Annotated in this window: 25 protein-coding genes, 1 pseudogene and 1 riboswitch; of the genes and pseudogenes, 18 read left to right on the top strand and 8 right to left on the bottom strand. The window is 72.0% G+C overall.

The window, feature by feature from the left end; genetic code table 11:
* Positions 1-9 precede the first annotated feature (9 nt).
* Both ADK57_RS21225 and ADK57_RS21220 read right to left on the bottom strand, forming a co-directional pair.
* Positions 10-312, bottom strand: a complete 303-nt coding sequence (locus tag ADK57_RS21225; RefSeq protein ID WP_053751073.1) for an urease subunit gamma — start codon at positions 310-312, stop codon at positions 10-12.
* 132 nt (positions 313-444) lie between these two features.
* Entirely contained in the window at positions 445-1,074 is a 630-nt protein-coding gene (locus ADK57_RS21220) for a TetR/AcrR family transcriptional regulator (protein WP_053751072.1), read from the bottom strand.
* Positions 1,075-1,189: 115 nt separating this feature from the next.
* Here ADK57_RS21220 and ADK57_RS21215 point away from each other — a divergent pair, with 115 nt between their 5' ends.
* Positions 1,190-2,215: an ABC transporter permease gene (locus ADK57_RS21215; RefSeq protein ID WP_053751071.1), complete on the top strand. Its 1,026-nt coding sequence runs from the start codon at positions 1,190-1,192 to the stop codon at positions 2,213-2,215.
* A gap of 69 nt (positions 2,216-2,284) precedes the next feature.
* On the opposite strand, the gene ADK57_RS21210 is transcribed toward ADK57_RS21215, so the two are convergent.
* Entirely contained in the window at positions 2,285-2,563 is a 279-nt protein-coding gene (locus ADK57_RS21210; RefSeq protein WP_053751070.1) for a type II toxin-antitoxin system Phd/YefM family antitoxin, read from the bottom strand.
* Positions 2,564-2,626: 63 nt separating this feature from the next.
* Here ADK57_RS21210 and ADK57_RS21205 point away from each other — a divergent pair, with 63 nt between their 5' ends.
* From ADK57_RS21205 to ADK57_RS21195, 3 genes are all read left to right on the top strand, one after another.
* The gene (locus ADK57_RS21205) at positions 2,627-3,262 is read left to right on the top strand and encodes an ATP-dependent Clp protease proteolytic subunit (RefSeq protein WP_053751069.1); all 636 of its coding nucleotides are present in this window, start codon (positions 2,627-2,629) and stop codon (positions 3,260-3,262) included.
* Between the two features lie 7 nt (positions 3,263-3,269).
* On the top strand, positions 3,270-3,575 hold the full coding sequence (locus ADK57_RS21200; RefSeq protein ID WP_053751068.1) for a hypothetical protein: 306 nt from the start codon (positions 3,270-3,272) through the stop codon (positions 3,573-3,575).
* A 337-nt stretch (positions 3,576-3,912) separates the two neighbouring features.
* A riboswitch (cyclic di-AMP (ydaO/yuaA leader) is annotated at positions 3,913-4,133 on the top strand.
* Positions 4,134-4,136: 3 nt separating this feature from the next.
* Positions 4,137-4,610 carry a C40 family peptidase gene (locus ADK57_RS21195; protein ID WP_053751067.1) on the top strand — a complete coding sequence of 158 codons (474 nt, stop codon included), beginning with the start codon at positions 4,137-4,139 and terminating at the stop codon, positions 4,608-4,610.
* Between the two features lie 535 nt (positions 4,611-5,145).
* On the opposite strand, the gene ADK57_RS21190 is transcribed toward ADK57_RS21195, so the two are convergent.
* A complete protein-coding gene (locus tag ADK57_RS21190; protein ID WP_053751066.1) occupies positions 5,146-5,619 on the bottom strand; it encodes an ATP-binding protein in 474 nt (157 codons plus the stop codon).
* 214 nt (positions 5,620-5,833) lie between these two features.
* Between ADK57_RS21190 and ADK57_RS21185 the strand changes: the two genes are divergently transcribed.
* Both ADK57_RS21185 and ADK57_RS21180 read left to right on the top strand, forming a co-directional pair.
* Complete coding sequence (locus ADK57_RS21185; protein ID WP_053751065.1) at positions 5,834-6,694, top strand: helix-turn-helix domain-containing protein; 861 nt, start codon at positions 5,834-5,836, stop codon at positions 6,692-6,694.
* A 9-nt stretch (positions 6,695-6,703) separates the two neighbouring features.
* Positions 6,704-6,934, top strand: a complete 231-nt coding sequence (locus ADK57_RS21180) for a DUF397 domain-containing protein (RefSeq protein ID WP_053751064.1) — start codon at positions 6,704-6,706, stop codon at positions 6,932-6,934.
* Positions 6,935-6,976: 42 nt separating this feature from the next.
* On the opposite strand, the gene ADK57_RS21175 is transcribed toward ADK57_RS21180, so the two are convergent.
* Positions 6,977-8,104 carry an 8-amino-7-oxononanoate synthase gene (locus ADK57_RS21175; RefSeq protein ID WP_053751063.1) on the bottom strand — a complete coding sequence of 376 codons (1,128 nt, stop codon included), beginning with the start codon at positions 8,102-8,104 and terminating at the stop codon, positions 6,977-6,979.
* A gap of 167 nt (positions 8,105-8,271) precedes the next feature.
* Here ADK57_RS21175 and bioB point away from each other — a divergent pair, with 167 nt between their 5' ends.
* Genes bioB through bioD form a run of 3 tightly spaced genes read left to right on the top strand, consistent with a single transcriptional unit; the run spans position 8,272 to position 11,443 of the window.
* A complete protein-coding gene (gene bioB / locus ADK57_RS21170; RefSeq protein ID WP_053751062.1) occupies positions 8,272-9,438 on the top strand; it encodes a biotin synthase BioB in 1,167 nt (388 codons plus the stop codon).
* Positions 9,431-10,711, top strand: coding sequence for an adenosylmethionine--8-amino-7-oxononanoate transaminase (locus tag ADK57_RS21165; protein WP_053751260.1), 1,281 nt, complete (start codon positions 9,431-9,433; stop codon positions 10,709-10,711). The genes bioB and ADK57_RS21165 overlap by 8 nt, the downstream gene beginning before the upstream one ends.
* A 15-nt stretch (positions 10,712-10,726) precedes the next feature.
* Positions 10,727-11,443, top strand: coding sequence for a dethiobiotin synthase (gene bioD / locus ADK57_RS21160; RefSeq protein WP_053751061.1), 717 nt, complete (start codon positions 10,727-10,729; stop codon positions 11,441-11,443).
* Here the strand turns inward: bioD and ADK57_RS21155 are convergent.
* The gene (locus ADK57_RS21155; protein WP_234390340.1) at positions 11,440-13,944 is read right to left on the bottom strand and encodes a helix-turn-helix transcriptional regulator; all 2,505 of its coding nucleotides are present in this window, start codon (positions 13,942-13,944) and stop codon (positions 11,440-11,442) included. The genes bioD and ADK57_RS21155 overlap by 4 nt on opposite strands.
* Positions 13,945-14,161: 217 nt before the next feature.
* Between ADK57_RS21155 and ADK57_RS21150 the strand changes: the two genes are divergently transcribed.
* Both ADK57_RS21150 and ADK57_RS21145 read left to right on the top strand, forming a co-directional pair.
* Positions 14,162-14,848, top strand: coding sequence for an esterase/lipase family protein (locus ADK57_RS21150; protein WP_053751059.1), 687 nt, complete (start codon positions 14,162-14,164; stop codon positions 14,846-14,848).
* Between the two features lie 73 nt (positions 14,849-14,921).
* Positions 14,922-15,611, top strand: coding sequence for a class I SAM-dependent methyltransferase (locus ADK57_RS21145; RefSeq protein ID WP_053751058.1), 690 nt, complete (start codon positions 14,922-14,924; stop codon positions 15,609-15,611).
* Here the strand turns inward: ADK57_RS21145 and ADK57_RS21140 are convergent, their stop codons facing one another.
* Both ADK57_RS21140 and ADK57_RS21135 read right to left on the bottom strand, forming a co-directional pair.
* Complete coding sequence (locus ADK57_RS21140) at positions 15,612-15,986, bottom strand: hypothetical protein (protein WP_053751057.1); 375 nt, start codon at positions 15,984-15,986, stop codon at positions 15,612-15,614.
* A 4-nt stretch (positions 15,987-15,990) separates the two neighbouring features.
* Entirely contained in the window at positions 15,991-16,230 is a 240-nt protein-coding gene (locus tag ADK57_RS21135; protein WP_053751056.1) for a hypothetical protein, read from the bottom strand.
* A 222-nt stretch (positions 16,231-16,452) separates the two neighbouring features.
* On the opposite strand from ADK57_RS21135, the gene ADK57_RS21130 reads away from it, so the two are divergent.
* The 7 genes and pseudogenes from ADK57_RS21130 (at position 16,453) to ADK57_RS21100 (ending at position 24,670) form a co-directional block, all read left to right on the top strand.
* A complete protein-coding gene (locus tag ADK57_RS21130) occupies positions 16,453-17,286 on the top strand; it encodes an ABC transporter ATP-binding protein (RefSeq protein ID WP_053751055.1) in 834 nt (277 codons plus the stop codon).
* Between the two features lie 4 nt (positions 17,287-17,290).
* Positions 17,291-19,858 (top strand): ABC transporter permease, encoded by a 2,568-nt coding sequence (locus ADK57_RS21125; RefSeq protein ID WP_053751054.1) that lies wholly within the window; start codon positions 17,291-17,293, stop codon positions 19,856-19,858.
* Between the two features lie 46 nt (positions 19,859-19,904).
* A pseudogene (locus ADK57_RS21120) lies at positions 19,905-20,824 on the top strand (LLM class F420-dependent oxidoreductase).
* Positions 20,825-20,880: 56 nt separating this feature from the next.
* Positions 20,881-21,306 (top strand): GNAT family N-acetyltransferase, encoded by a 426-nt coding sequence (locus ADK57_RS21115; RefSeq protein WP_053751053.1) that lies wholly within the window; start codon positions 20,881-20,883, stop codon positions 21,304-21,306.
* 170 nt (positions 21,307-21,476) lie between these two features.
* Positions 21,477-22,811, top strand: coding sequence for a hemolysin family protein (locus tag ADK57_RS21110; RefSeq protein WP_053751052.1), 1,335 nt, complete (start codon positions 21,477-21,479; stop codon positions 22,809-22,811).
* Positions 22,808-23,821 carry a hemolysin family protein gene (locus tag ADK57_RS21105; protein WP_053751051.1) on the top strand — a complete coding sequence of 338 codons (1,014 nt, stop codon included), beginning with the start codon at positions 22,808-22,810 and terminating at the stop codon, positions 23,819-23,821. The genes ADK57_RS21110 and ADK57_RS21105 overlap by 4 nt, the downstream gene beginning before the upstream one ends.
* Before the next feature lie 66 nt (positions 23,822-23,887).
* Positions 23,888-24,670 carry an SGNH/GDSL hydrolase family protein gene (locus ADK57_RS21100; protein WP_053751050.1) on the top strand — a complete coding sequence of 261 codons (783 nt, stop codon included), beginning with the start codon at positions 23,888-23,890 and terminating at the stop codon, positions 24,668-24,670.
* Positions 24,671-24,676 lie beyond the last annotated feature (6 nt).

Here is a 24,676-nt window from a genome sequence, read left to right as displayed (position 1 = left end):
CTCCTTCCGTCAGACGATCGGGTCGTGGACGGTGACGAGCTTGGTGCCGTCCGGGAAGGTCGCCTCGACCTGGACGTCGTGGATCATCTCGGGGATGCCCTCCATGACGTCGTCCCGGGTGAGCAGCTTGCGTCCGGAGGCCATGAGCTCGGCGACCGTACGGCCGTCACGCGCGCCCTCGAGGATGTGCGACGTGATGAGCGCGATCGCCTCGGGGTGGTTGAGCTTCAGCCCGCGGGCCCGGCGCTTCTCGGCCACGTCGGCCGCCACATGGATCAGCAGCCTCTCTTGCTCGTGCGGGGTCAGTTGCACGTCCCACCTCACAGTCCTCGCTCCGGACCGTGCGGGGTCCGGTTGCCGCTGCCCCGGGGCAAAGTCCCTGGTGGCGTGGATCGGCAGGCTAGTTGGACCGAGTTTCAAGCAAGTTAACCGAGCTGTGACCGATTACGACTCGGCGGGCGTGTCCTGCATGCTCATCAACGCGCGTAGTCCGTTCTGCAGGACCTCGACCGGGGCCGGCCCGAACAGGGAGAGCTGCGCGATGAATCCCAGCACGGCGGCGATCATGGTGCGGGCGACGTGCTCCGGGGGCAGGTCCGACCTCATCATCCCGGCCTCCTGGTAGCCCTCGACGATCCGCATCCAGGCCCCGCCCACCGCGTCGTATCCGTCCCGCAGCACGCGGGCCAGTTCCGGGTTGCGCAGTGTCTCCGTCCACACCTGGACGACCAGTCGCGGGAAGGCCGGTTCTCCGTCGACGGTCAGCGCCGCCTTCGTGTCGAGCGTGCGGCCCAGTACCGAACCGACGAGGAGGTCCGGCGGGGGCGGCGGACTCTGCTTCGCGGCCCCCTCGAAGGCCTCGTGGACCGACCCGAGCACCTCGCCGACGATCGCGGCGATCAGCTCCTCCTTGCCGCTGAAGTAGCGGTAGACCGCTCCGGCCGAGAGGTCGACCTCCTTCAGCACGTCCTGCATGGACGTGGCGTGGAAGCCGTTGCGGGCGAAGCAGAGGGCGGCGCCGTCGAGGATCTGGCGGCGGCGGGCGTCCAGGTGCTCCTGGGATACACGGGCCATGGTCCCCAATCTAAAACGAACGTTCCTTCTTGACAAGGAGAGCGACGGGCGCGACGGTGATGACACCTAAAACGAACGATCCTTCTTTTTAATCCCGACCGAGGAGGCCGATCCCATGTCCACCCCCTCCGCCACCCGGGCCGAGCCACGGCCCGTGAAGCACGGCCGCCGGATGGTCGCCGTGGCGGTACTGATCCCCCTGCTCGCGGCGCTCGCCCTGTGGGCCTTCGCCTGGCCCGCGGCCCGCACCGCACCCCGCGACCTGCCGCTCGGCGTCGCCGGGCCCGCCGCAGCGACGGGCCAGGTGGAGAAGCAGCTCGCACAGCAGGAGGGCGCGTTCGAGATCCACCGTTACGCCGACGAGGCCGCCGCCCGAGACGCCGTGGAGGACCGGACCGTATACGGCGCGGTCGTGGTCACCGCCCAGGGCACCGAACTCCTGACGGCCTCCGCGGCGAGCCCGTCCGTCGCCCAGATGCTCCAGCAGACGGTGGCCGAGCATGCCGCCGCCTCGGGCGCGCAGGTCAGGACCGTCGACGTGGTGGCCGCCCCGGCGGCGGATCCGCGGGGCTCGGCACTGAACGCGAGCGTGCTGCCGCTCGCACTGGCCGGCATCGCGGCAGGGGCGGCGACCACTCTGCTCGGACTGCGCGGCATCCGTGCCGTTGGCGCCCTGGTCGGCGCCACGGCCCTGGTCGGCGTGGCGGCCGCCACCATCGCGCACACCTGGCTCGACGTCCTCACCGGCAACTGGTGGGCCGAGGCGGGAACGTTCGCCTTGGCAACGCTGGCCGTCGGCGCGGCGGTGGCGGGTCTGGCCGCCCTCACGGGCCCTGCCGGCATCGGGATCGCCGCGGGCGTCGTGATGCTGCTCGGCAACCCGTTCTCCGGGGCGACCGGCGCCCCACGGATGCTGCCCGAGCCGGTCGGCACGATCGGCCAGTGGCTACCGCCGGGCGCGGGGACGACCCTGCTGCGCTCGGTGTCCTTCTTCGACGGCGCGGCAGCGACCGGTCCCGCCCTCACGCTGACCTGGTGGGCCGTGCTGGGCCTGGGCGCCGTGCTCCTCGGCGGTGCGCTCAGGGCGCGTACGCAAGACGCCGAGCCCGCACCCGAACGGGAGCCGGTGGCCGTCGGCTGACGGTCGCCCGCGCCAGTCCGACCGTGCACCCCCGCCGTGGCGGACGGGGGCGCACGGTCTTTTCGTCATTCAGGAGGCGCTGGACCCGCGGTGGTGTGCCGCGATACCGAACCGCTGCTGTTCGCGGGGAGCGGACGCGACCTCACGGACGGTGGAGACCGCGCTGATCACCTGCTCCTCCGCGGGCTCCTGGAGCTCCTCCAGCCGTTCGAGGTCGGCGGCGGAAACCAGGGCGACGAGGGGTTTGCCGTGCCGCGTCACGACCACCCGCTCACCGCCGTACACCACCCGATTGATCAGGTCGGCGAGTTCAGCTCTGGCTTGCGTCACCGGAATCTCGTAGGCCATACCCCCATCATAACGTCACGTACATCCTGTACATTTTTTACAGACGCCGAAGGAGGGGCAGCCATGACCCGACCGTCCGCCCGCTACGTCCTGCCCGAGTTCACGGAACGCACGAGTTCCGGGCAGAAGACGATGGATCCGTACTCGAAACTGCTGGAGGAACGGATCGTCTTCCTGGGGACGCCGATCGACGACATCTCGGCGAACGACGTGATGGCCCAGTTCATGTACCTGGAGTACCGGGACCCGGACCGCGACATCATGCTGTACATCAACTCCCCCGGGGGCTCGTTCAGTTCGATGTCGGCGATCTACGACACGATGCAGTACGTCACGTGCGACGTGGAGACGACGTGCCTGGGGCAGGCCGGCTCGTCCGCCGCGGTGCTGCTGGCCGCGGGCACGCCCGGCAAGCGGAACCTGCTGCCGGGTGCGCGGGTGGTGATCCACCAGCCCGCGCTGTCCGAGCCGGTTCAGGGACAGGCGAGCGATCTGGCCATCCAGGCCGACGAGTTGCTGCGCGTACGGTCCCGCCTGGAAGAGATGCTGGTACGGCACACGGGGCGCAGCCCGGAACAGGTGAACACCGACATCGAGCGGGACAAGATCTTCTCCGCGCAGGAGGCGCTGGAGTACGGGCTGGCGGACCGGATCATCCCGAGCCGCAAGGCCTCGCGCCCCGGCCCCGGCGAGGGGTGAGCCGCCGATGCTGCCCGACCTGCCACCGCTGCCCGCCCTGACGCGCGCCGAGGGCGAACTGATCGACCGTTATCTCGACGTGGTCGACCTGCTCGGCCGGATCAACCCGGCCCACCACGGCGACACGTACCGCGGGCTGCGGGCCGCGCAGGCACTGGTCACCAAGGCGGCCCAGCTGCGGGACGCGCTGGCGCTGATGCACCGTCGGGGCGAGAGCGAGGTGCACGCCGACACGCTGGCGCGTGCGCTGCGCGTGCTGGACGGGGAGCGCCGCACGGCTCGCGTCACGCTGCCGCCGCGCTCCGACGGTTGACGCACGACCAGCCGGTCCGGACGCACCGCCTCCTGACGGAGCGTCCGGACCGGCATTGAAACGCACCAAACGGTGTACGTCCTTTTGGAGTACTCACGCGTCCATTTTCGGGCCCGCCAAAGTTGCGCAACGCGCGTGGCCCGAGGGCGGAATGAGTCGCTCCGGTGCTGGTCCGAGCGTCCTCGGGTCCCTGGACGCCCTTTCGAACACTGGGGTGTCCACCCGAACGGGTGAGTGGTGAGTAACAACACAAACCACAGGTTCCGTTGGGAATTTCGGACATCCGTGAGCCAAGATCCCTGTCTGACGACAAGACCCCGCCGCAGCGGCGGGGCGATCCGGGCGGACGCCGAGTCCTGCCGCTGCCCGGATGACCGGTCGACAGGAGTGGATCGGCAGGAGTGGAGGACCCAAGCACGACGGGTCGCCGGAACGGTCGTCTCCGCATGAGAGGCGCCGGGCCGAGCAGCCCTTGGGGTGAAGCCGCAGCAGCGGCCGGGCAACTTCGCCAGCCCGAATCCGACAGGTCATCCTTCACAGGCGGCTGACGAAGGGTTGCGCATGACTGCGCTCAATCGTGTCCCGTCGCTCATGGTCCGGGCCGGTACGGCCTCGGCCCTCACCATCGCCGCAGTGGGCGGTTCCGTCGTGGTCCCGGGTGTCGCCTCCGACGCCGCGGCCGCCACGCCGGCGACGAAGGCACTTCAGGTCGCGGCGTCCAAGAAGGGCTCCCCGTACAAGTACGGGGCCACCGGACCGCGCCGGTTCGACTGCTCCGGGCTCACGCTGTACTCGTTCAAGAAGGTGGGCAAGAAACTGCCCCGTACGGCGGCCCAGCAGTACAACAAGACGCGCCACATCTCCTCCAAGAGCCGCAAGGCCGGAGACCTGGTGTTCTTCCACTCGGGTTCGAGCGTCTACCACGTCGGCATCTACGCCGGGAAGGGGAAGATCTGGCACGCCCCGAAGACCGGGGACGTGGTGCGACTGCAGAAGATCTGGACCAAGAGCGTCTGGTACGGCCGGGTCAAGTGACCCACCCTCGGAGGAGGGCGGCGGCCTGACCCGCCGCCGCCCCCTTCCAGGGGCCCCCGGTGGCGCGCGAACCGCTCCAGGAACCGCGCGTCACCCAGACCGGGGAGCAGATCCTCTTCGCGTTCCGGCCAGGTCTTCTCACGGCTCGCCACCCCCGGCATGGGGGGTGCCGGTGCTCGCGTTCGCCGGGTCGGCACTGCTCGTGGTGGCCGCCCCGCCCGCGGCCGGCCGACGGGCCGGCCGCAGGCGGGGCGGCCCTGCTCGTGTGTCTGGGCCCCTGATGGCCGCTTCCGCGTCCGGTACGGCGGGCCGTGCCACCGACGCGCACCGGGCAGCCGTCAGGCCGCCCACAGCGGTTCCAGAAGGAGCACCGCACCGGGAACCGTCAGCCCGCCGCCGCTGACCCCTTCGACGCCCGGTCGGCACCGCGCCCGACGCGAGCACCGACGTCCTCGGCAACGCCGCCCACGGGCGCCGGCCAGGTGCTGGTCACGCGGGCCCGCCGGGTGCCGGATGCACAGCGCGGCCGAGCGTCCTACGGTTCCCGTTGCCCGGCCGTCGGCACCGGTTCGGCAGGCACCGGTTCGGCAGGCACGGTCCACGGCAGCTCGATTAAAACGGTCTTGCCGCCCTCACGGGTCGGCCGGACTCTGAGTCTGCCGCCGCACTCCGCGGTCAGCCAGCGGATGATCACCATGCCGCGGCCGTTGTCCTGCTGGACGGCGGCGGGCAGGCGTTTCGGGAAGCGCGGATGGCTGTCGGTGACACCGATGCGCAGACGTTCGTCACGGTCGAGGGCGATGTCCACCGTGAAGGTGGGTGACTGCCCGAAGGTGTGCTGTACGGCGTTGGTCGCGAGCTCGGAGACGATGAGGCGGATGGTGTCGGCCGCTTCCGTGTCCGCCGGCAGGCCCCACTCCGCCAGGGTTGCGAGCACGTAGGAGCGGGCCGTGGAGACCGAGGCGGGATCGCTCGGCAGAGTGACGGATGATTCCAGGTGGTCTGCCATGACGACGTCGTCCCTTTCCCGCGGGACCGCAGTCCGACACGAAGGCGGAGGTTCGAGTACGGTCCCGGACTGGTGCTTCGCCGCCAGAGTGCCATTACCGGGGCGGTCACGGGTGGCGATCCACCAAGATGTGCATATATCTGTCGCTCGAAGCGGTGAACTCTGCGACGGCAGACCGTATTTGGGTGCCTCGGTTGGAGTAAGGAGTAGCCCCATGCAGCACGGTCCCGCGGTGCGCCGCCGGAAACTGGGCGCCGAACTGCGTGCGTTGCGCGCCGGTGCGGGGCTCACGAGTGGTGAGGCCGCCCGGCAGGTGGGCTGGCACCAGTCGAAGGTGAGCCGGATCGAGACCGGCGCGAGCGGGGTGAAACCGGCCGATGTGCGGATACTCCTGGATGCCTACGGGGTGCACGACTCCCAACTGCGCGAGCTGCTCTTGATGTTGGCTGGCTCGGACGAGGGTGGCGGCCGGCACCACTGGTGGCAGGCGTACCGAGGTGTGCTGCCGCCGACCTACCGGGACTTCATCAGCCTGGAGTCGCAGGCGAGCGCGATGCGCACGCTGGAGACCTCGGTGGTGCCCGGGCTGCTGCAGACTCCCGAGTACGCCCGGGCGGTGACGAAGGCCGCGGTGGACGGGCTGGACGACGAGCGTCTCGACACCCTGGTCGAGGTGCGCCTGGCCCGGCAGGACGTACTGCGTTCGCATCCGCCGCTGGGGCTGAGCGCCGTCCTGGACGAGGCCGTGCTGCGGCGGGAGGTCGGCGGCCCCGACATCATGGCGCGGCAGTTGGCGCGGCTGGTCGAGGCGGCGCGGCTGCCCCAAGTGCGGTTGCAAGTACTGCCGTTCGCGGCCGGCGCGCACATCGGCGTCACCGGGCCTTTCGTTATCTTCTCATTTTCGCGCACATCTGATCTGGATGTGGTTGTTCTCGACCACTTGACGAGTAGCCTCTACCTCGAGCGGAAAGAAGACCTCCAGGCCTACACCGAGGCCTTCAACGCCCTTCAGTTCCACGCCCTTTCGCCCGAGGACTCGTTGGACTACATCGCCGCTATAGGTGACGGCGCGTAAGGAGGCACCATGCCTGCCCTGCCTCGGCACGTACCTTCCAGCACCGATCTGCACGGCCTGCGGTGGCTGCGCAGCAGTTACAGCACAGGAGCGAACAACTGCGTCGAGACCGCCCGGCTCGTGGCCGGGCGCTCGGCCGGACTGCTCGCCGTGCGCGACTCGAAGAACCCGGCCGGACCCGCCCTGCTCTTCTCCCCCGAGAGCTGGGCGGGGTTCACGGCCGCGGTGCCCCACATCTGACCGTTTCCGCCCTCGCGCAAGGCACGGCCGTGGCACGCCGACTCACGGTCGCGTCTCGCCGATCACCCGTACAGCGCGCTCGATCTGCCCGTCGGAGAGGTCCGCGCGGGCGGTCAGCCTCAGCCGGGAGATGCCGTCGGGCACGGAAGGAGGACGGAAGCAGCCCACGGCCAGCCCCTCCGCACGACAGTCGGCCGCCCAGCGCACGGCCCCCTCCGGGGACGGTGCGCGCACGGAGACGACCGCGGCGTCCGGACGTACCGCCTCCAGACCCGCGGCGCTCAGGCGTGCGTGCAGGTCGGCGGCGACCGCTCGGGCCCGCGCGGCCCGCTGCGGCTCGCGGCGCAGCAGCCGCAGGGCCGCGAGGGCCGCGCCCGCCGCCGCGGGGGCGAGTCCGGTGTCGAAGATGAACGTCCGGGCCGCGTTGACGAGGTGGTCGATCACCCGGGCGGGGCCGAGGACGGCGCCGCCCTGACTGCCCAGCGACTTGGACAGCGTGACCGTCACGACGACGTCGTCGGCGCCCGCGAGTCCCGCCGCGTGCGGGGCGCCGCGGCCGCCGTCGCCGAGGACGCCGAGGCCGTGGGCGTCGTCCACCACCAGTCCCGCCCCGTGCTCGCGGCACGCCTCGGCGAGCGCGGCCAGCGGGGCCGCGTCGCCGTCGACCGAGAAGACCGTGTCGGACACGAGGACGGCGGGACCCTCGTGCGTGCGGAGCGCCTTGCGAACGGCGTCCGGGTCGGCGTGCGCGACGACCTGCGTGCTCCCGCGGGCCAGGCGGCAGCCGTCGATGAGCGAGGCGTGGTTGCCGGCGTCGGAGACGATCAGCGAGCCGTGCGGTGCCAGCGCGGTGACCGCGGCGAGGTTGGCCGCGTAGCCCGAGGAGAAGACGAGCGCCGCCTCGACGCCGCAGAACTCGGCCAGCTCGCGTTCCAGCTCCTGGTGGAGTTCCGTGGTGCCGGTGACGAGCCGGGAGCCGGTCGAGCCGCCGCCCCAGGTCCGCGCGGCCCGCGCCGCGCCCTCGGTGACCTCCTGGTGCCGGGCCAGGCCCAGGTAGTCGTTGCTCGCCAGGTCCAGGAGCGGCGAGTCGGAGGGGCGCGGGCGCAGCGTCCGTACGAGTCCGGCGCGGCGGCGCAGCTCGGCCTGCTCGTCGATCCAGGCGAACGCCATCGGCCCTCCAGGGAATGTGTAGGCACTGCCGGGAATTTGTAGGCAGTGCACAGACCCTAGCGGGACGACCAGGCACCCATGATGTGGCAATACCCACACGTCGAAGCGCCTTCGTTGTGCGAAGTCTCCTTGGCCGAAAGCGCCTGCGTAGGACAGGATCGGCTCTCATGGACCTGCTGAACACGCTGGTGGACAAGGGGCTTCGGCGCGAGCTGCCGACCCGCGAGGAGGCGCTGGCCGTCCTCGCCACTTCCGACGACGACCTGCTCGATGTGGTGGCCGCGGCCGGCAAGGTACGCCGGCACTGGTTCGGCCGACGGGTGAAACTCAACTATCTCGTCAACCTCAAGTCGGGCCTGTGCCCGGAGGACTGCTCCTACTGCTCACAGCGGCTCGGCTCCACCGCCGGCATCCTCAAGTACACCTGGCTCAAGCCCGATCAGGCCTCCGAGGCCGCGGCGGCCGGGTTGGCGGGAGGCGCCAAACGGGTGTGCCTGGTGGCCAGCGGGCGCGGCCCGACCGACCGGGACGTGGACCGGGTCTCCGACACCATCAAGGCGATCAAGGACCGGAACGAGGGCGTCGAGGTGTGCGCCTGTCTCGGTCTGCTCTCCGACGGCCAGGCGGAGCGGCTGCGTGAGGCGGGCGCGGACGCCTACAACCACAACCTCAACACGTCCGAGGCGACGTACGAGGACATCACGACCACGCACACGTACGCCGATCGGGTGGACACCGTGCAGAAGGCGCACGCGGCCGGGCTGTCCGCCTGCTCCGGGCTGATCGCCGGAATGGGCGAGCGGGACGAGGACCTGATCGACGTGGTCTTCTCGCTGCGCGAGCTGGACGCGGATTCCGTGCCGGTCAACTTCCTGATCCCGTTCGAGGGCACGCCGCTCGCCAAGGAGTGGAACCTCACCCCGCAGCGGTGCCTGCGGATCCTGGCGATGGTCCGGTTCGTCTGCCCGGACGTCGAGGTGCGCATCGCCGGCGGCCGCGAGGTCCATCTGCGCACCATGCAGCCGCTCGCCCTCAACCTGGCCAACTCGATCTTCCTCGGCGACTACCTCACCAGTGAGGGCCAGGCGGGCAAGGCCGACCTGGACATGATCGCGGACGCCGGGTTCGAGGTGGAGGGCGCCGACCAGGTGACGCTGCCGGAGCACCGCAGGGGCGGTTGCGGCTCCGAGGAGGCCGCCGGCGGGTGCGGGTCGCAGGAGGGCGGCGGTGCGTGCGGGTCCGCTCCGGCCGCCGCGCCGGCGGGCGAGGCTCGTACGGACCTGGTCGCCGTACGCCGTCGAGGCGCCGGAACGGACCTCGCGCCCAATGCCTGACCTGACCGTCCCCGAGCTGCTGGAGCTGGACCGGCGGCACGTCTGGCATCCGTACGGTCCGATGCCCGGCAGGCAGGAACCGCTCGTCGTGGAGTCGGCGAGCGGGGTACGCCTGAAGATGGCGGACGGCTCGGGCGAGCTGGTCGACGGCATGTCGTCCTGGTGGTCGGCGATCCACGGCTACAACCACCCGGTGCTCAACGAGGCCGCGCGCGAGCAGCTCGGGCGGATGAGCCACGTGATGTTCGGCGGGCTCACCCACGAGCCCGCCGTACGGCTCGCGAAGCTCCTTGTCGACATGTCGCCCGAAGGCCTGGAGCATGTCTTCCTCGCCGACTCCGGGTCGGTGTCGGTCGAGGTCGCGGTCAAGATGTGCCTGCAGTACTGGCGCTCGCTGGGGCGGCCGTCCAAGCAACGCCTGTTGACCTGGCGCGGCGGCTACCACGGCGACACCTGGCAGCCGATGTCGGTGTGCGACCCCGAGGGCGGGATGCACGAGCTGTGGTCCGGGGTGCTCCAGCGCCAGGTGTTCGCGGACCCGCCGCCGGCGGAGTACGAGGAGGCGTACGCCGACCGGCTGCGCGCTCTGATCGAGCGGCACGCCGACGAGCTGGCCGCGGTGATCGTCGAGCCGGTGGTGCAGGGGGCGGGCGGGATGCGGTTCCACTCCCCCGCCTATCTGCGGGTGCTGCGCGAGGCGTGCGACGCGCACGGCGTGCTGCTGGTGTTCGACGAGATCGCGACGGGGTTCGGCCGCACGGGCGCGCTGTTCGCGGCCGGGCACGCGGCGGTGACGCCGGACGTGATGTGCGTGGGCAAGGCGCTGACCGGCGGCTACCTGACGTTGGCGGCGACGCTGTGCACGTCACGGGTGGCCGACGGCATCTCGCGGGGCGAGGTCCCGGTCCTCGCCCACGGCCCCACCTTCATGGGCAACCCGCTCGCGGCCTCGGTCGCCTGCGCCTCGATCGAGCTGCTGCTGGGCCAGGACTGGCTCGCGGAGATCAAGCGGATCGAGGCGGGGCTGCGGGAGGGGCTGGCTCCCGCCCTCGAGCTGCCGGGCGTGACGGACGTGCGGGTCCTCGGTGCCATCGGGGTCGTCCAGCTCGACCACCCTGTCGACATGGCGGCGGCGACCCGGGCGGCCGTGCGCGAGGGCGTGTGGCTACGGCCGTTCCGTGACCTCGTCTACACGATGCCGCCGTACGTCACGGGCGACGCGGACGTGGCACGGATCGCCCGCGCGGTGTGCGCGGCGGCGCGCGAAGGGTGAGTGGGGAGCGGTGACATGCCGGTACTGGTGATCACGGGCACGGGCACGGAGGTCGGCAAGACGGTCGCGACCGCCGCCGTCGCCGCCGCCGCGCTCGCGTCCGGACGGTCGGTGGCCGTGCTGAAGGCCGCGCAGACGGGCGTACGGCCGGACGAGGCCGGGGACGCCGACGAGGTGGCGCGGCTCGCGGGTGCCGTGACTGCGACCGAACTCGCCCGGTATCCCGAGCCGTTGGCGCCGGCCACGGCCGCGCGGCGGGCGGGGCGGGCGCCGGTGCATCCGCACGAGGTCGCCGAGGCCGCCGCCAAGCTGGCCGCCGAGCACGACCTGGTGCTGGTCGAGGGGGCGGGCGGGCTGCTCGTCCGCTTCGACGCGGCGGGCGGCACGGTCGCCGACGCGGCCGGGCTGCTGGCGGCGCCGGTGCTGGTGGTGGCGTCGGCCGGCCTGGGCACGCTGAACACCACGGAGCTGACGGCCCGTGAACTCCGCACCCGTGGGCTTGGCTTGGCGGGCATCGTGATCGGCAGCTGGCCCGACGCACCGGATCTGGCCTCGCGTTGCAATCTGGCGGACCTGCCGGACGTGTCCGGGGCCCCGCTGCTGGGCGCGCTGCCCGCCGGCGCCGGGTCCCTCGATCCCGCCGACTTCCGCGCCGCGGCGCCGGGTTGGCTGGCGCCGCGACTGGACGGGACGTGGGACGCGGAGGCGTTTGTGAAGCGGGAGGCTCCCTAGCCGTCGGCTTCGCCGAGGAGCCTCACCAGTTCGATGCGGGAGCGGATGCCCAGCCGGGTGAAGACTCCCCGCAGATGGTGGTCGATCGTGCGCGGGCTGAGCGCGAGGCGGTCGGCGATCTCGCGGTTGGTGGCGCCCTCGGCGGCCATCCGGGCGACCAGGAGCTGCTGGGCGGTGAGACGGTCGGTGGGGCTGTCCGGTGTGGTGAGGGCGGGTGCCGTCGGTGCGCCCAGGGCACGGAGTTCGGTGCGGGCCTGGGCCGCGCAGTGCGGTGCACCGAAGGAGTCGAACGCCTCCAGGGCGCTGTGGAGGCGGTCGCGTGCCTCGGTACGGCGGCGCAGTCGACGCAGTGTGCTGCCGAACAGCAGCTCCGTGCGGGCGCGTTCGAAGTCCCGGGTGCCGTGGGAGTGCAGGTCGAGGGCGTTGCGGTAGTGCTCCACGGCCTCCCCGCCCGGCGCCAGCAGTGCCCGGCAGCGGGCGCTGAGGGCCAGGTCGTCCGCGCTGAGCACGGCGCTCGCCCAGCGGTGGTAGTCGGCGTGGGCGGCCCGGGCGACCCGGGGGTCGCCGGTGCGGACGGCCGCCTCGACGTAGTGCGGAGTGGCCAGGTGCCGGATCGCGCGGTGGCCGTGGCCGGGGCCGAACCCGGCAAGGGCGCGCAGCCTGGCCGCCGCCGCGGCGAAACGGCCGCTGCTGAGGTCGAGGTAGGCGAGCGCCCACTGGGCGAGCGCGGCAGGCAGGCCGAGGCCACGGGCCAGGGCGTACGACCGTGCGGCCGCGGCACGTTCGCGACAGACGTCCGCGTCGCCGGTGACGGCCGCGAACATGGCGAGCGCGGCCTGCAGATGACAGGCGCCGTTGTCCTGACCGGTGGCGTACGCCTCCCCCAGCGCGTCCGCCGCGGCGGCCTCCCCGGCCCGGGGGCGCCCCGTCCAGAAGTCGGCGTACGCCCGGAATTCCATCGCCTGCACCACGATGGCCGCCGCGCCCCGAGCCCGGGCCGAGGCCGCCGCGCGGAGCGTGGCGGTGGCGGCCAGGGTGTGGTCGCCGAGCAGGAGCGCGGCGATGCCGGAGTGAATGAGCAGGGTGGGGTCCCCACCGGGACCGCACCGCCCGGCCGCCGCCATCAGCAGATCCCGCGCGTCCTCGTACCGCCCGTCGAAAGCGGCGGCCAGACCACCGAGCGTGCCGGGCGGCACGATCCCCAGCCGATCGGCGACCCGCGCCGCCTCGCGGCAGCGACGCAGGTCACCGGTGTAGATGGCGGCTTCGGTGGCGCGGGCGAGGAGGTGAGCGGCGGGGTCGGCGGCGCGCGCTCCGGAGGTGGGGTCGGGGCGCGCGCCGGGGAAGTGTGCGGAGGCGTGCGGAGCCGCGATGCCGGCATCGCTCACCTCGGAGTCGGCGGAACGCGCAGCGCCGGGGGCGTGAACGGTGGCGTCGGGGGCGTGTGCGGCGGACGCCGGGCGCGCTGAAGCCCGGGGGCCGGGAGGCTGCCCCGTCCCGCTCGTGTCAGGGCGTTCCCGGGTCGGGCGCCGGTCTGCCGCCGCGCCGGCGCGCCCGTCGGCTCCCTGTGGTGCGTACGCTCCGGGCGCGCCCGGCACGGCCTGTTCCTGCCCGCCGTACGTCGCGGACCCGGTCGGCGTGTGGCGCAACTCGCCATCCCTGTCCGCGCCTTCGGCCCGGCCGGACGAGGCGGCGGGGCGTTCGTCTTCCCCGCTCTCGCGCTCCCCCACGGCCCGCCGCACCGCCGCCCCCAGCAGCGCGTCGAACGCCTCCGAAGCGTTGCCCGCCCGTAGGGCGAGGATGCCGGTCAGTGCCTCCTCGTGGCCGGCGGCGGCCAGCCGGCGGGCGCGGTCGCCGTCGCCGGAGTGCCAGGCGTACGCGGCGGCGCAGGCGAGGAGGCGGGACTGTTCACGGGGGTGGGGGCTGAGCGCGGCAGCGCGTTCGGCGAGGGCGCGGGCCGAGGTGAACCGGCCCGCGTCGTGCGCCCTCCCGGCGGCAGCCCCGAGTTCCGCCGCGAGCCGGCCGCTCGGGCCGAGCGCGCCCGCACCCCGGTGCCAGGAGCGGCCGGGTGTCTCGCCGTCGCCGCGCAGCACCCGCGCCAGCAGCCGGTGGGCGTCGCGCCGGTCCGCCGGGGAGCCGGTCTCGTACGCGGCGATCCTGGTCCACGCGTCCCGGAAGACGACCCCGCCCGCCGTCGCCTGGGCGATCCCGGCCGCCTCGGCGGCCTCCAGCGGACGGATGTCGAGGCGGGCGGCCGTGACGGCGCGCGGGAAGGCATGGGTCGGCACCGGGTACTGGTCGGCCGCCGCGAGGAGCAGGAGCAGGCGGGTGTCGTCGGGCAGCGCCTGGATCTCCGCGCGGTGTGCGCGCAGCAGCGCGGGGGCCAGTTCGGCAGGCTCCGTCGGCAGCGGGTCCAGACCGGCCGACTGCCGTTCGGTGAGCAGCGGTACGAGTTCGGCGGCGGCGCGCGGATCGCCGTACACGGCACGCAGCACTCGCACGCGGACGCCCTCGGGGAGCACGGGAGCGGACCGCTTGCACGTGTCCGTGCGCCGCGGTGGCGAAGTGCGTTCGAGAGACGGGGGGTTCACCGGAGTCACCACACCATTGACGTTACTGGCGAGTTAATTCACCCGTAAAGACCGGCGATTTCACCGATGCGGCGCGCGTAGACCCGGCCTGACACTCCTGACAACCCCACCCGTATCAGGAGGCATCATGCAGCGCGCCAAGCGTCGCATCGCCGCGGCCGTGTCGGCCGTGACGGCACCGCTCCTTCTGTCACTGTCCCTGTCCGCGGCCCCCGCACACGCGGCGACCCACGACCCGATCGTGTTCGTGCACGGCCTCAGCAGTTCGTCGAGCAGCTGGGACGACTGGGCCGCGTACTTCAAGACCGACGGCTACACCGCCGCGGAACTGGACGCCTGGTCGTACAGCTGGTCCCAGTCGAACGTGACCACCGCCCAGCAGCTGGCCACCGAGATCAAGAACGTGCTCGCCCGGACCGGCGCCTCGAAGGTAGACCTGGTCGTGCACTCGATGGGCGCGCTGAGTTCCCGCTACTACCTCAAGAACCTCGGCGGGACGGCGTACGTCGACGACTTCGTCTCGACCGCCGGCACCAACCACGGCACGACCACCGCCTCGTGGTGCTCGTGGCTGTACACCTCCTGCGCGCAGATGTACACCGGCAGTTCCTTCCTCACCTCGCTGAACTCCGGTGACGAGACACCGGGCAGTGTGTCGTACGCCAGCTACTGGTCGAACTGCGACGACGCGCTCACCCCGGACACCACCGCGATCCTGAACGGCGCGACCAATGTCGAGGTCGGCTGCGTGTCGCACACCGACATGAACAACGACCACGGCGTCTACGAGCAGGTGCGCGACTTCGTCGAGTGACCGGGCCGCGGGGGGTGCGACGGGCTCGTACGGGGGACAATCGTGGTGAGGCCCGCCTGCCAGGGAGGTTGCCATGCCACTGCGGTCCGCCCGATCGGGCAAGGTGTCCCGCGACCCCGTCCACCACCCGCTGTTCGCCCGGTACTACGCCCGGATCAGTGTGAGCGCCGAGACCAGGATGGGCATGGCCGGCGTGCGCGAGCGGCTGCTGACCGGGCTGTCCGGCCGGGTCATCGAGATCGGCGCGGGCAACGGCCTGAACTTCGCGCACTACCCGGGCACCGTCTCGGAGGTCGTGGCCATCGAACCGGAGCACGTGCTGCGGCAGTTGGCCGTGGAGTCCGCCCTGCGTTCCGGGGTGCCGGTCGACGTGGTGCCGGGCGCGGCGGAGGCGCTTCCGGTCAAGAGCGAGGCCTTCGACGCGGCGGTGATCTCGCTGGTGCTGTGCAGCGTGCGGGACGTGTCGCGGGCCCTCGGCGAGGTACGGCGGGTGCTGCGGCCCGGCGGCGAGGTGCGGTTCTTCGAGCACGGCCGGGGCGGCGGCCGGGCGATGGGCCTCACCCAGCGCGCTCTGGACCGCACGCTGTGGCCGCCGCTGATGGGCGGCTGCCATCTGGCCCGGGACCCGATCGGCGCACTGCGGGAGTCCGGGTTCGAACTCGGCCCCTACCGGCGGATGCTGATGCCGGAGAAGGGCCCGACACTGCCCACGTCGTACTGCGTGCTGGGCACCGCGTGGCGTCCCGCGCCGGAAGAACCGTGATCACAGGCTCCACTGGCGCAGCTCCTGCGCGATGTCGTCAACGGACACCTCACCGTTCTTGACCAGCCGGGCCAGGTCACGCACCTGCTCGGGCGAGGTGACGACCTTCAGGCCGCCGGCGACGAGATACGCGTAGGCGACCGCACAGGCGAAGAGGGCGTTGGAGCGCTCCAACGCCGGGATGTGGATGAGGAGTTGGAGCAGCGCGGCGGCCCGCGCGTGCGGACTGTCGTAGACGGGGACGTCGAATATCTCGGCCTCGTGGCGCGCGACGGCGGCGACGAGCGCGCCCCAGTCGGTGACCTGGGGATCGCCCGGGGTCTTCTGTTCGGCGAGCATGAGGAGCCAGGCAAGGTCGATCTTCAGGTGGCTCAAGGGATCAGTGACGACCTTCGCGAGTGCCCTCGCGTTCTGCGCCGAACTCCTCGGCGAACACGGACTCGTACTGCTTCATGAAGTCGGCGGCGGCGTCCACGAAGGTGTGGCCCACCTCGCCGGTGTCCTGTCTGACCAGTTCCTCGATGTAACGGTTGACGCTCATGCCGCGGGCCAGGGCGCGTTCGCGGGCCGCGCGGGCCGTGCCCTCGTCCACACGTACGTTCAGCTGGGTCTTCGCCATGCCTCGAAGCTAGCGCCAGATTGCTAGCACGCGCAAGGCGCCCAAGCGGCACCCGCCCACACGGCACCCGCCGACACGGAAGGTGCCCCTTACACCGGAATCGGGGACCCGACCTGGGGCGGAGACCGACTCGCCCCCACGAGGGATACCGGGTGTGGGCCCGGTCACACTACCCTCGGCCGGGACGAGGAGTGCGCGACGTCCAGGAGCGAGGAGACAGTCTTGTCCACACCCGCTGCTCAGCACGTGCCGGGCCAGGCCTCGGCCGACGGGATCGCCGCCCGCGCCCGCGGCCTGACCAAGGCGTACGGCTCGGGCGAGACGACCGTGCTGGCCCTGGACTCGGTGGACGTGGACATCGCGCGCGGCCGGTTCACCGCGGTCATGGGGCCGTCCGGCTCCGGGAAGTCCACGATGATGCACTGCCTGGCGGGGCTCGACACCGTCTCGGCCGGACAGGTGTGGCTCGGCGACACCGAGATCACGGGGCTGAAGGACCGCGAGCTGACCCGGCTGCGCCGGGACCGGATCGGGTTCATGTTCCAGTCGTTCAACCTCATCCCGACGCTGAACGCGGCCGAGAACATCACCCTGCCCATGGACATCGCGGGCAAGAAGCCCGACGAGAAGTGGCTGGACCAGGTCATCGACACGCTCGGGCTGCGGGACCGCCTCAGGCACCGGCCGTCCCAGCTCTCCGGCGGCCAGCAGCAGCGCGTCGCGTGCGCCCGCGCGCTCGCCTCCCGGCCCGAGCTGATCTTCGCGGACGAACCGACCGGCAACCTCGACTCACGGGCGGGCCTGGAAGTCCTCGGGTTCCTGCGCGAGGCCGTCGACCAGCTCGGGCAGACCGTCGTCATGGTCACCCACGACCCGGGCGCCGCCGCCCACTCCGACCTGGTGCTGTTCCTCGGGGACGGGCGGATCGTGGACGAGATGGAACGACCGACGGCGGAGGGGGTCCTGGAACGCATGAAGCGCTTCGACGTGACCCGGGCCCCGTTCACCTCCGAAGACGGAGGCACCTCGTCCGACGTCACCCTCGACAAGGACTGATCCCGTGCTGAAGGCGACGCTCCGCAGCTTCCTCGCCCACAAGGGACGGCTGCTGCTGTCCGCGCTGGCCGTCGTCCTGTCGGTGGCGTTCGTCGCGGGCAGCCTGATCTTCTCCGACACGCTCAGCCGGACCTTCGACCGGCTCTTCGCCTCGACCGCGCCCGACGTCACCGTCAGCCCGAAGGAGAACCTCGACGAGGCGGTGCCGTCCGGCATGACGGCCACCCTGCCGGCCGATCTCGCGGCCCGCGTGGCCCGGGTCGACGGGGTCGCCGCCGCGCGCTCGGACGCCGAGGTCGAGAACATCACCGTCGTCGACGACGAGAACGAGACCGTCGGTCCGACCACCGGCGCCCCGACCATCGGCACCGACTGGAACCCGGACGAGCGCAGCCCCGTGGAGCTCACCTCCGGACACGCCCCGCGCGGACCGGCCCAGGCGATGCTCGACTCGGAGACCGCCGACCGCAAGGACGTGCGGATCGGCGACACGCTCACCGTGATCGCGGGCCCGGGATCGTTCAAGGTCGAGGTCGTCGGCATCGCCACCTTCACCACCACCAACCCCGGTGCCGCGCTGCTCTTCCTCGACCCCGAGACCGCGCGGGAGAAACTGCTGGGCGACGCCAAGGCCGCCACCAGCATCTCGGTCGACGCCGACGAGGGCGTCAGCGACGACCAGCTGAAGCAGCGCGTGGCCGCCGCGCTCGGTACGGGCACCTACGACTACCGGACCGCAGACGAGCAGGCCGAGTCGGACGTCGAACAGCTCGGCGGATTCCTCGACATCATCAAGTACGTCATGCTCGGCTTCGCCGGCATCGCCGTGCTGGTCGGCGTCTTCCTCATCGTCAACACCTTCTCGATGCTGATCGCCCAGCGCACCCGCGAGCTGGGCCTGCTGCGCGCGCTGGGCGCCGACCGGCGCCAGGTCCGCCGCTCGGTCCTCACCGAGGCACTGCTGCTCGGCCTGGTCGGCTCCACGCTGGGCCTCGCCACCGGCATCGGGCTCGCGGCCGGGCTGATCGAGCTGATGAACGCGATCGGCATGAACATCCGTGCCGGCGAGATGGTGATCGGTTGGACCACGCCGGTGGCGGCGTACGTCGTCGGTGTCGGCGTCACCTTCGTCGCGGCCTACCTCCCGGCCCGGCGCGCGGCGGGCGTCTCGCCGATGGCGGCTCTCGCGGACGCCGAGATCGCCGGGATCGGCCGGCCGCTCAGGACGCGGGCGATCGTCGGCGGTGTCGTGGGAGCGGCCGGCGCGGCCGCGCTCGTCGGCTGCGTGACCGCGTCCGAGACCGGTTCGGCGGCCTCCCTGCTGGGCCTCGGTATCGTCCTGACCCTTCTCGCCACCGTGATCGCGGGCCCGCTGCTGGTGCGGCCGGTCATCCGGGTGCTCGGCGGCGCGTTCCCCGCGCTGTTCGGGTCGGTCGGCCGGATGAGCCAGCGCAACGCCCTGCGCAATCCCCGCCGCACCGGCGCCACCGCGGCGGCGCTGATGGTGGGCCTCGCCCTGGTCGGCGGGATGTCGGTGGCGAGCGCCTCGATGAGCGAGTCCTTCGACCAGCAGATCGACGAGACGCTGGGCGCCGACTTCGTCGTGCAGAACGGCAACTTCCTGCCCTTCCCGCAGGAGGTCACCGACGCGGTGCGGGACACGGAGGGCGTCGGTCTCGTCGTCAGGTCGCGGTTCACGCCGGTCGCCGTACGGCTGCCGGACGGCGACCGGGTCGAGACGACCGCAGCGGCCTACGACCCGCAGCTCGACGAGGTCGCCAACATCACGTACGCGCAGGCAGACACCGCGGCGGCGCTCGCCGACGGCAGCTTCGCCATGGACCTGGACTTCGCGCGCGACCACGGCGTCCGGGTCGGCAGCGCGATCCCCGTCGAGTTCCAGGGCGGACGCACCACCGAACTGACCGTGGGCGCCCTCACCGACCAGGACGCCGCCGAGGGGTTCGGCACGCAGGGCGGTCTGTACTTCGGCCTGGCCACGCTGGAGAGGTTCGCGCCGGGCGGCCAGGACTCCACGCTGTACGTGAACGCGGCCTCCGGGACGAGCGCGGACGACCTGCGTGCCGGCCTCGAGCGGACGCTCGACCCGTATCCGCAGGTGCAGGTGCGCGACCTGGCCGACTACAAGGAGCTGGTCCACGACCAGATCGCGGTCCTGCTCTACCTCGTGTACGCGCTGCTGGGGCTCGCGATCGTCATCGCGGTCCTCGGCGTGGTCAACACCCTTGCCCTGTCGGTCGTGGAGCGGACCCGGGAGATCGGTCTGCTGCGGGCCATCGGGCTCGCCCGGCGGCAACTGCGCCGGATGATCCGGCTGGAGTCGGTCGTGATCGCGGTGTTCGGCGCGGTGCTGGGGCTCGCCCTGGGGCTGGTGTGGGGCGTGTGCACCCAGCAGGTGCTGGCGCTGCAGGGCATGAACGCGCTCGCGATCCCCTGGGGCACGATCGTCGCGGTCGTGGTCGGCTCGGCGGTGGTGGGTGTGGTGGCGGCGCTGCTGCCCGCGTTGCGTGCATCCCGCATGAATGTGCTGGCGGCCATCGCGCACGAGTGACGGAATCGCGGCGGGTACTCAAATCGCTTGCCGCTGAGGAGAGTTCATGTCCCGTCCGTTCCGCTTCGGTGCCAGCATGATCGTCCCCGCCCCCGCCGACGAGTGGCGCGCCAAGTGCCGTCGGGCCGAGGAGCTCGGGTACGACGTGATCCTGGTCCCCGACCATCTCGGCATGGTCGCGCCGTTCCCGGCGCTGGTCGCGGCGGCGGAGGCGACCGAGCGGCCACGGCTGGGCACGTTCGTCCTCAACGCCGGTTTCTGGAACCCCGCGCTGCTGGCCCGCGAGGTCGCCACGACGGACGCGCTGACCGGTGGGCGCCTGGAACTGGGCCTGGGCGCCGGATACGTACAGGCCGAGCACGACACGGCCGGGCTGCCGTACGGCTCGCCGGTCGAACGGGTGGACCATCTGCAGCACACGATCGAGGAGTTGGAGCGGCTCCTCGGCTCCCCCGATCTCCCCCACTCTCGACTTTCCCCGAGCGGGGGACCCCCCTGCCGCAGCCGGTGCGGAAGGTGCCGCTCATGGTCGGCGGCAACGGCGACCGCATGCTGCGGCTCACCGCCGAGCACGCCGACATCGCGGCCTTCACCGGCGCCCGCCCGGTGCCGGGGAACACGGTGGGGAAGCTGCTGCCGATCACACCCGAGGAACTCGACGAGCGCGTGGCCCGGTACCGGGACCTGGCGAAGGGGCGCGCGGAACCGGCGGAACTGAACCTCCTCATCCAGCTGGTGGTGGTCACCGACGACCCCGAGGCCGCCGTCCGGCCCCTGGTGGAGCGGGTGCCGGACCTGACCGTCGATCAGGCCCTGAAACTGCCCCTCGTGCTGGCCGGCACCCTGGAGCAGATCACCGCGAAGGTGCTGGCGCAGCGCGAGCGGTACGGGTTCTCGTATCTCACCGTCCTGGAGCCGTACATGGAGGCGTTCGCGCCGGTGGTCGCTCGCTTGCAGGGCCGATGACCGTCCGGATGCTGGAACTCCGCGTCCCGGTCCGGCGGGCGTGATGGGATCGTCGTATGACTGACCTGCGGATACGGGCCGCGACGCCCGACGACCTCGACAGCGTGCTGGCCTTCTGGAAGGTGGCCGCCGAGGGTACGAGCATCAGCGACGACCGGAGCGGCGTGGAGCGGCTGGTCACCCGCGACCCCGAGGCGTTGATCCTGGCCGAGCTCGACGGGGAACTGGTCGGCACGGTGATCGCGGGCTTCGACGGCTGGCGCTGCCATCTGTACCGGCTCGCGGTCCACCCGGACCGCCGCCGCCGCGGCATCGGCGGCGCCCTGCTCACGGCCGCCGAGGAGCGCTTCGTACGGCTGGGCGGCCGCCGCGGGGACGCGATGGTGCTGACGCGCAACGAGACCGCGCACCACGCGTGGCGGGCGGCCGGGTACGCGCCCGAGGAGAAGTGGCGACGCTGGGTGAAGCCCCTCACGGCCTGACGGACCTGGGGAACCGACCACCGAACGCACTCTTTTGCCCATCCTTTACCCTTGGTGGGCCACTCGGTACTCCATGAAAGGTGTGAGCGTCCGCCCATGGGCGAGCCTCCCAGTACGCGACATCGCGCGATCCTCCCTGCCCTGTCCGACCATGGGACGGAGGTGACCCGATGACAGAAGTACTCCTCCTGCTCTTGGCGATCCTGCTCTCGCTGATATGTGGTGCCTTCGTCGCCGCGGAGTTCTCGCTGACCACCGTCGAGCGCAGCGAGCTGGAACGCGCGGTGGAGCGCGGCGAGCGGGGCGCGGCCGGTGCCCTGAAGGCCGTACGGAGCCTGACCTTCCAGCTCTCCGGCGCGCAGCTCGGCATCACGGTCACCAACCTGGTGGTCGGCATGCTCGCCGAGCCGTCGATCGCCGCGCTGATCGCGGGCCCGCTGGAATCGGTCGGCATCTCGCGCTCCACGGCGAGCTCCCTGGCGCTGGTGCTCGGTACGGCCCTGTCGACGGTGTTCCTGATGGTGGTCGGCGAGCTGGTGCCGAAGAACTGGGCGATCTCCTCGCCGCTGGCCGTGGCCAAGCGGGTGGGCAACGCGCAGCGCTGGTTCAGCGCCGCGTTCCGCCCCTTCATCACCCACCTCAACAACACCGCCAACCGCGCGGTGCGCATCTTCGGGCTCGAGCCCGCCGAGGAGCTGGCTTCCGCGCGCGGGCCCCAGGAGCTGGCCGCGCTGGCCCGGCACTCCGCCCGGGAGGGCGCCCTGGAGGCGGACACCGCCGAGCTGTTCGTACGGACGCTGAACCTCGCCGACCTGACCGCGGAGAACGTGATGACACCGCGCGTGCAGGTCATCGCCCTGGACGTCCAGGCGACCTGCGAGGACGTGGCGAACGCGACCCGGGCGACCGGCCTGTCCCGGTTCCCGGTCTACCGCGGCAACCTCGACTCGGTCGTGGGCACCGCGCACATCAAGGACGTCCTCGCGGTGCCCGCCGGGCTCCGCCTGCGCGTGTCCGTGTCCGAGCTGATGCGCGAGCCGCTCCTGGTCCCGGAGTCCCTCACCGTCGACCGGCTCCTGGACCGGCTGTCCGGAAAGCGCACGATGGCCGTGGTCATCGACGAGTACGGCGGTACGGCGGGCGTGGCCACGCTGGAGGACATCGTCGAGGAGGTCGTCGGCGAGGTGCGGGACGAGCACGACCCGCACGAGACGCCGGGCCTGGCCCCGGCGGGCACCGACGACGACGGCCGCACCCTGTACTCCGCGGACGGCTCCACCCGCACCGACCAGCTCGCCCGCGTCGGCCTGAGAACGCCAGAGGGGCCCTACGAGACCCTGGCCGGCCTCGTCGCGACGGAGCTCGGCCGCATCCCCGCCGTCGGTGACCGGGTCGAGGTCGCGGGCTGGCGGCTGGACGTGGTGGACGCGTCGGGCCGCAGGGCCGCACGGCTGCTGCTGCACGCGCCATTGATCGAGGGAATGACGGAGGTGGAGGGCAAGTGACCGCCATCCAGTTGCTGATCGGACTGGCGACCCTCGTCGTCAACGCCTTCTTCGTGGGCGCCGAGTTCGCGCTGATCTCCGTGCGCCGCAGCCAGATCGAGCCGTATGCCGACCAGGACGACCGGCGTGCGAAGAGCGTGCTGTGGGGGCTGCAGCACGTGTCCGCGCTGATGGCGGCCGCGCAGCTCGGCATCACGCTGTGCACGCTGGTCCTGGGCGTGGTCGCGGAGCCGGCCATCGCGCATCTGCTGGAGCCGGTGTTCCACGCGCTGGGCGTGCCCGCCGGTGCCGGACACGCGGTCTCGTTCGTGATCGCGCTGAGCCTGGCCACGTATCTGCACATGCTGCTCGGCGAGATGGTACCGAAGAACATCGCGCTCGCGGAGCCGGTGCGCAGCGCCCTGCTGCTCGGCCCGCCGCTGGTCGCCCTGGCCCGGGCGCTGCGACCGGTGATCTTCACCGTCAACGCCTTCGCGAACGCCCTGCTGAAGCTGCTCAGGGTCGAGACCAAGGACGAGGTCGCGGCCACCTTCTCGGACGCCGAGCTGGCCCGGATCGTGCGGGACTCCGGCGAGGCGGGTCTGATCGACGACCGTGCGCAGGAGCGGCTGCGCGACGCGCTGGAGCTGGGGCGCCGACCGGTGCGGGACGTGGTGCTCCCCCTGGAACGGGTCGTCTACGCGCGCGTGGGCATCACTCCGGAACAGTTGGAGCGGCTGTCGGCGGAGTCCGGGTTCTCCCGCTTCCCGGTGGTGGACGAAGGGCGCCGCATCGTCGGCTACCTGCATGTGAAGGACGCGCTGGACGCCACTCCGCGGGACCTCCCGTTCCGGGTGCAGGACATGCGGCCCAGCGCCCGGGTACGGGAGAGCACGCCGCTGGACGACGTCCTCACGGCGATGCGGGGCAGCCGTACGCATCTCGCGGCCGTGCTGGGCTCGGACGGGCGGCTGACCGGTCTGGTGACCATGGAGGACGTGCTGCGGGAGCTGTTCGGGCAACGGGCGTGATCGGCGAGGTGGGGGCCCGGGCCGACCGACCGATGGGTATGGACCCGGGTTACCATCTCTGACGCCATGCAGAAGAACCCCACACACACCAGCCTGGTCGCGGTCGGCGACTCCTTCACCGAGGGCATGTCGGACCTGCTGCCGGACGGCTCCTACCGGGGCTGGGCCGACCTGCTCGCCGGGCGGATGGCCGCCCACTCCCCCGGTTTCCGGTACGCCAACCTCGCGGTGCGCGGGAAGCTGATCGGGCAGATCGTCGCCGAGCAGATCGAGGTGGCGGCGGCGATGCAGGCCGACGTGATCACACTGGTCGGCGGGCTCAACGACACGCTCCGCCCCAAGTGCGACATGGGGCGGGTGCGCGCTCTGCTGACGGAGGCCGTGGAGCGGCTCGCCCCGTCCTGCAAGCAGCTGGTGCTGATGCGCAGCCCGGGGCGCCAGGGCCCGGTCCTGGAGCGTTTCCGGCCCCGCATGGAGGAGTTGTTCGTCTGCATCGACGAGCTGGCCGAGAAGCACGGCGCGCTGGTCGTCGACCTGTACGGCGCGCCCTCGCTGGGAGACCCGCGCCTGTGGGACGTGGACCGGCTGCATCTGACGGGCGAGGGACACCGCCGGGTCGCCGAGGCGGTCTGGCAGTCCCTCGGCTACGAGCCCGAGGACACCGAGTGGCGCACCCCGATGCCGCTCACCCTGCCGCCGGGCTGGGCCGCGCGCCGGGCCGCCGACGTCCGCTTCGCCCGGCAGTACCTGCTGCCGTGGATAGGCCGCCGGCTGACGGGTCGTTCCTCTGGCGACGGGCTGCCGCCGAAGCGGCCGGACCTGCTGCCGTACGAGGGGCCCACGGGGTAATCCGCC

Origin of the sequence: Streptomyces sp. MMG1533 (assembly GCF_001279775.1) — a bacterium.
In the GTDB taxonomy this organism is placed as follows: Bacteria; Actinomycetota; Actinomycetes; order Streptomycetales; family Streptomycetaceae; genus Streptomyces.
This window is presented reverse-complemented; position numbering and strand designations above follow the sequence as displayed.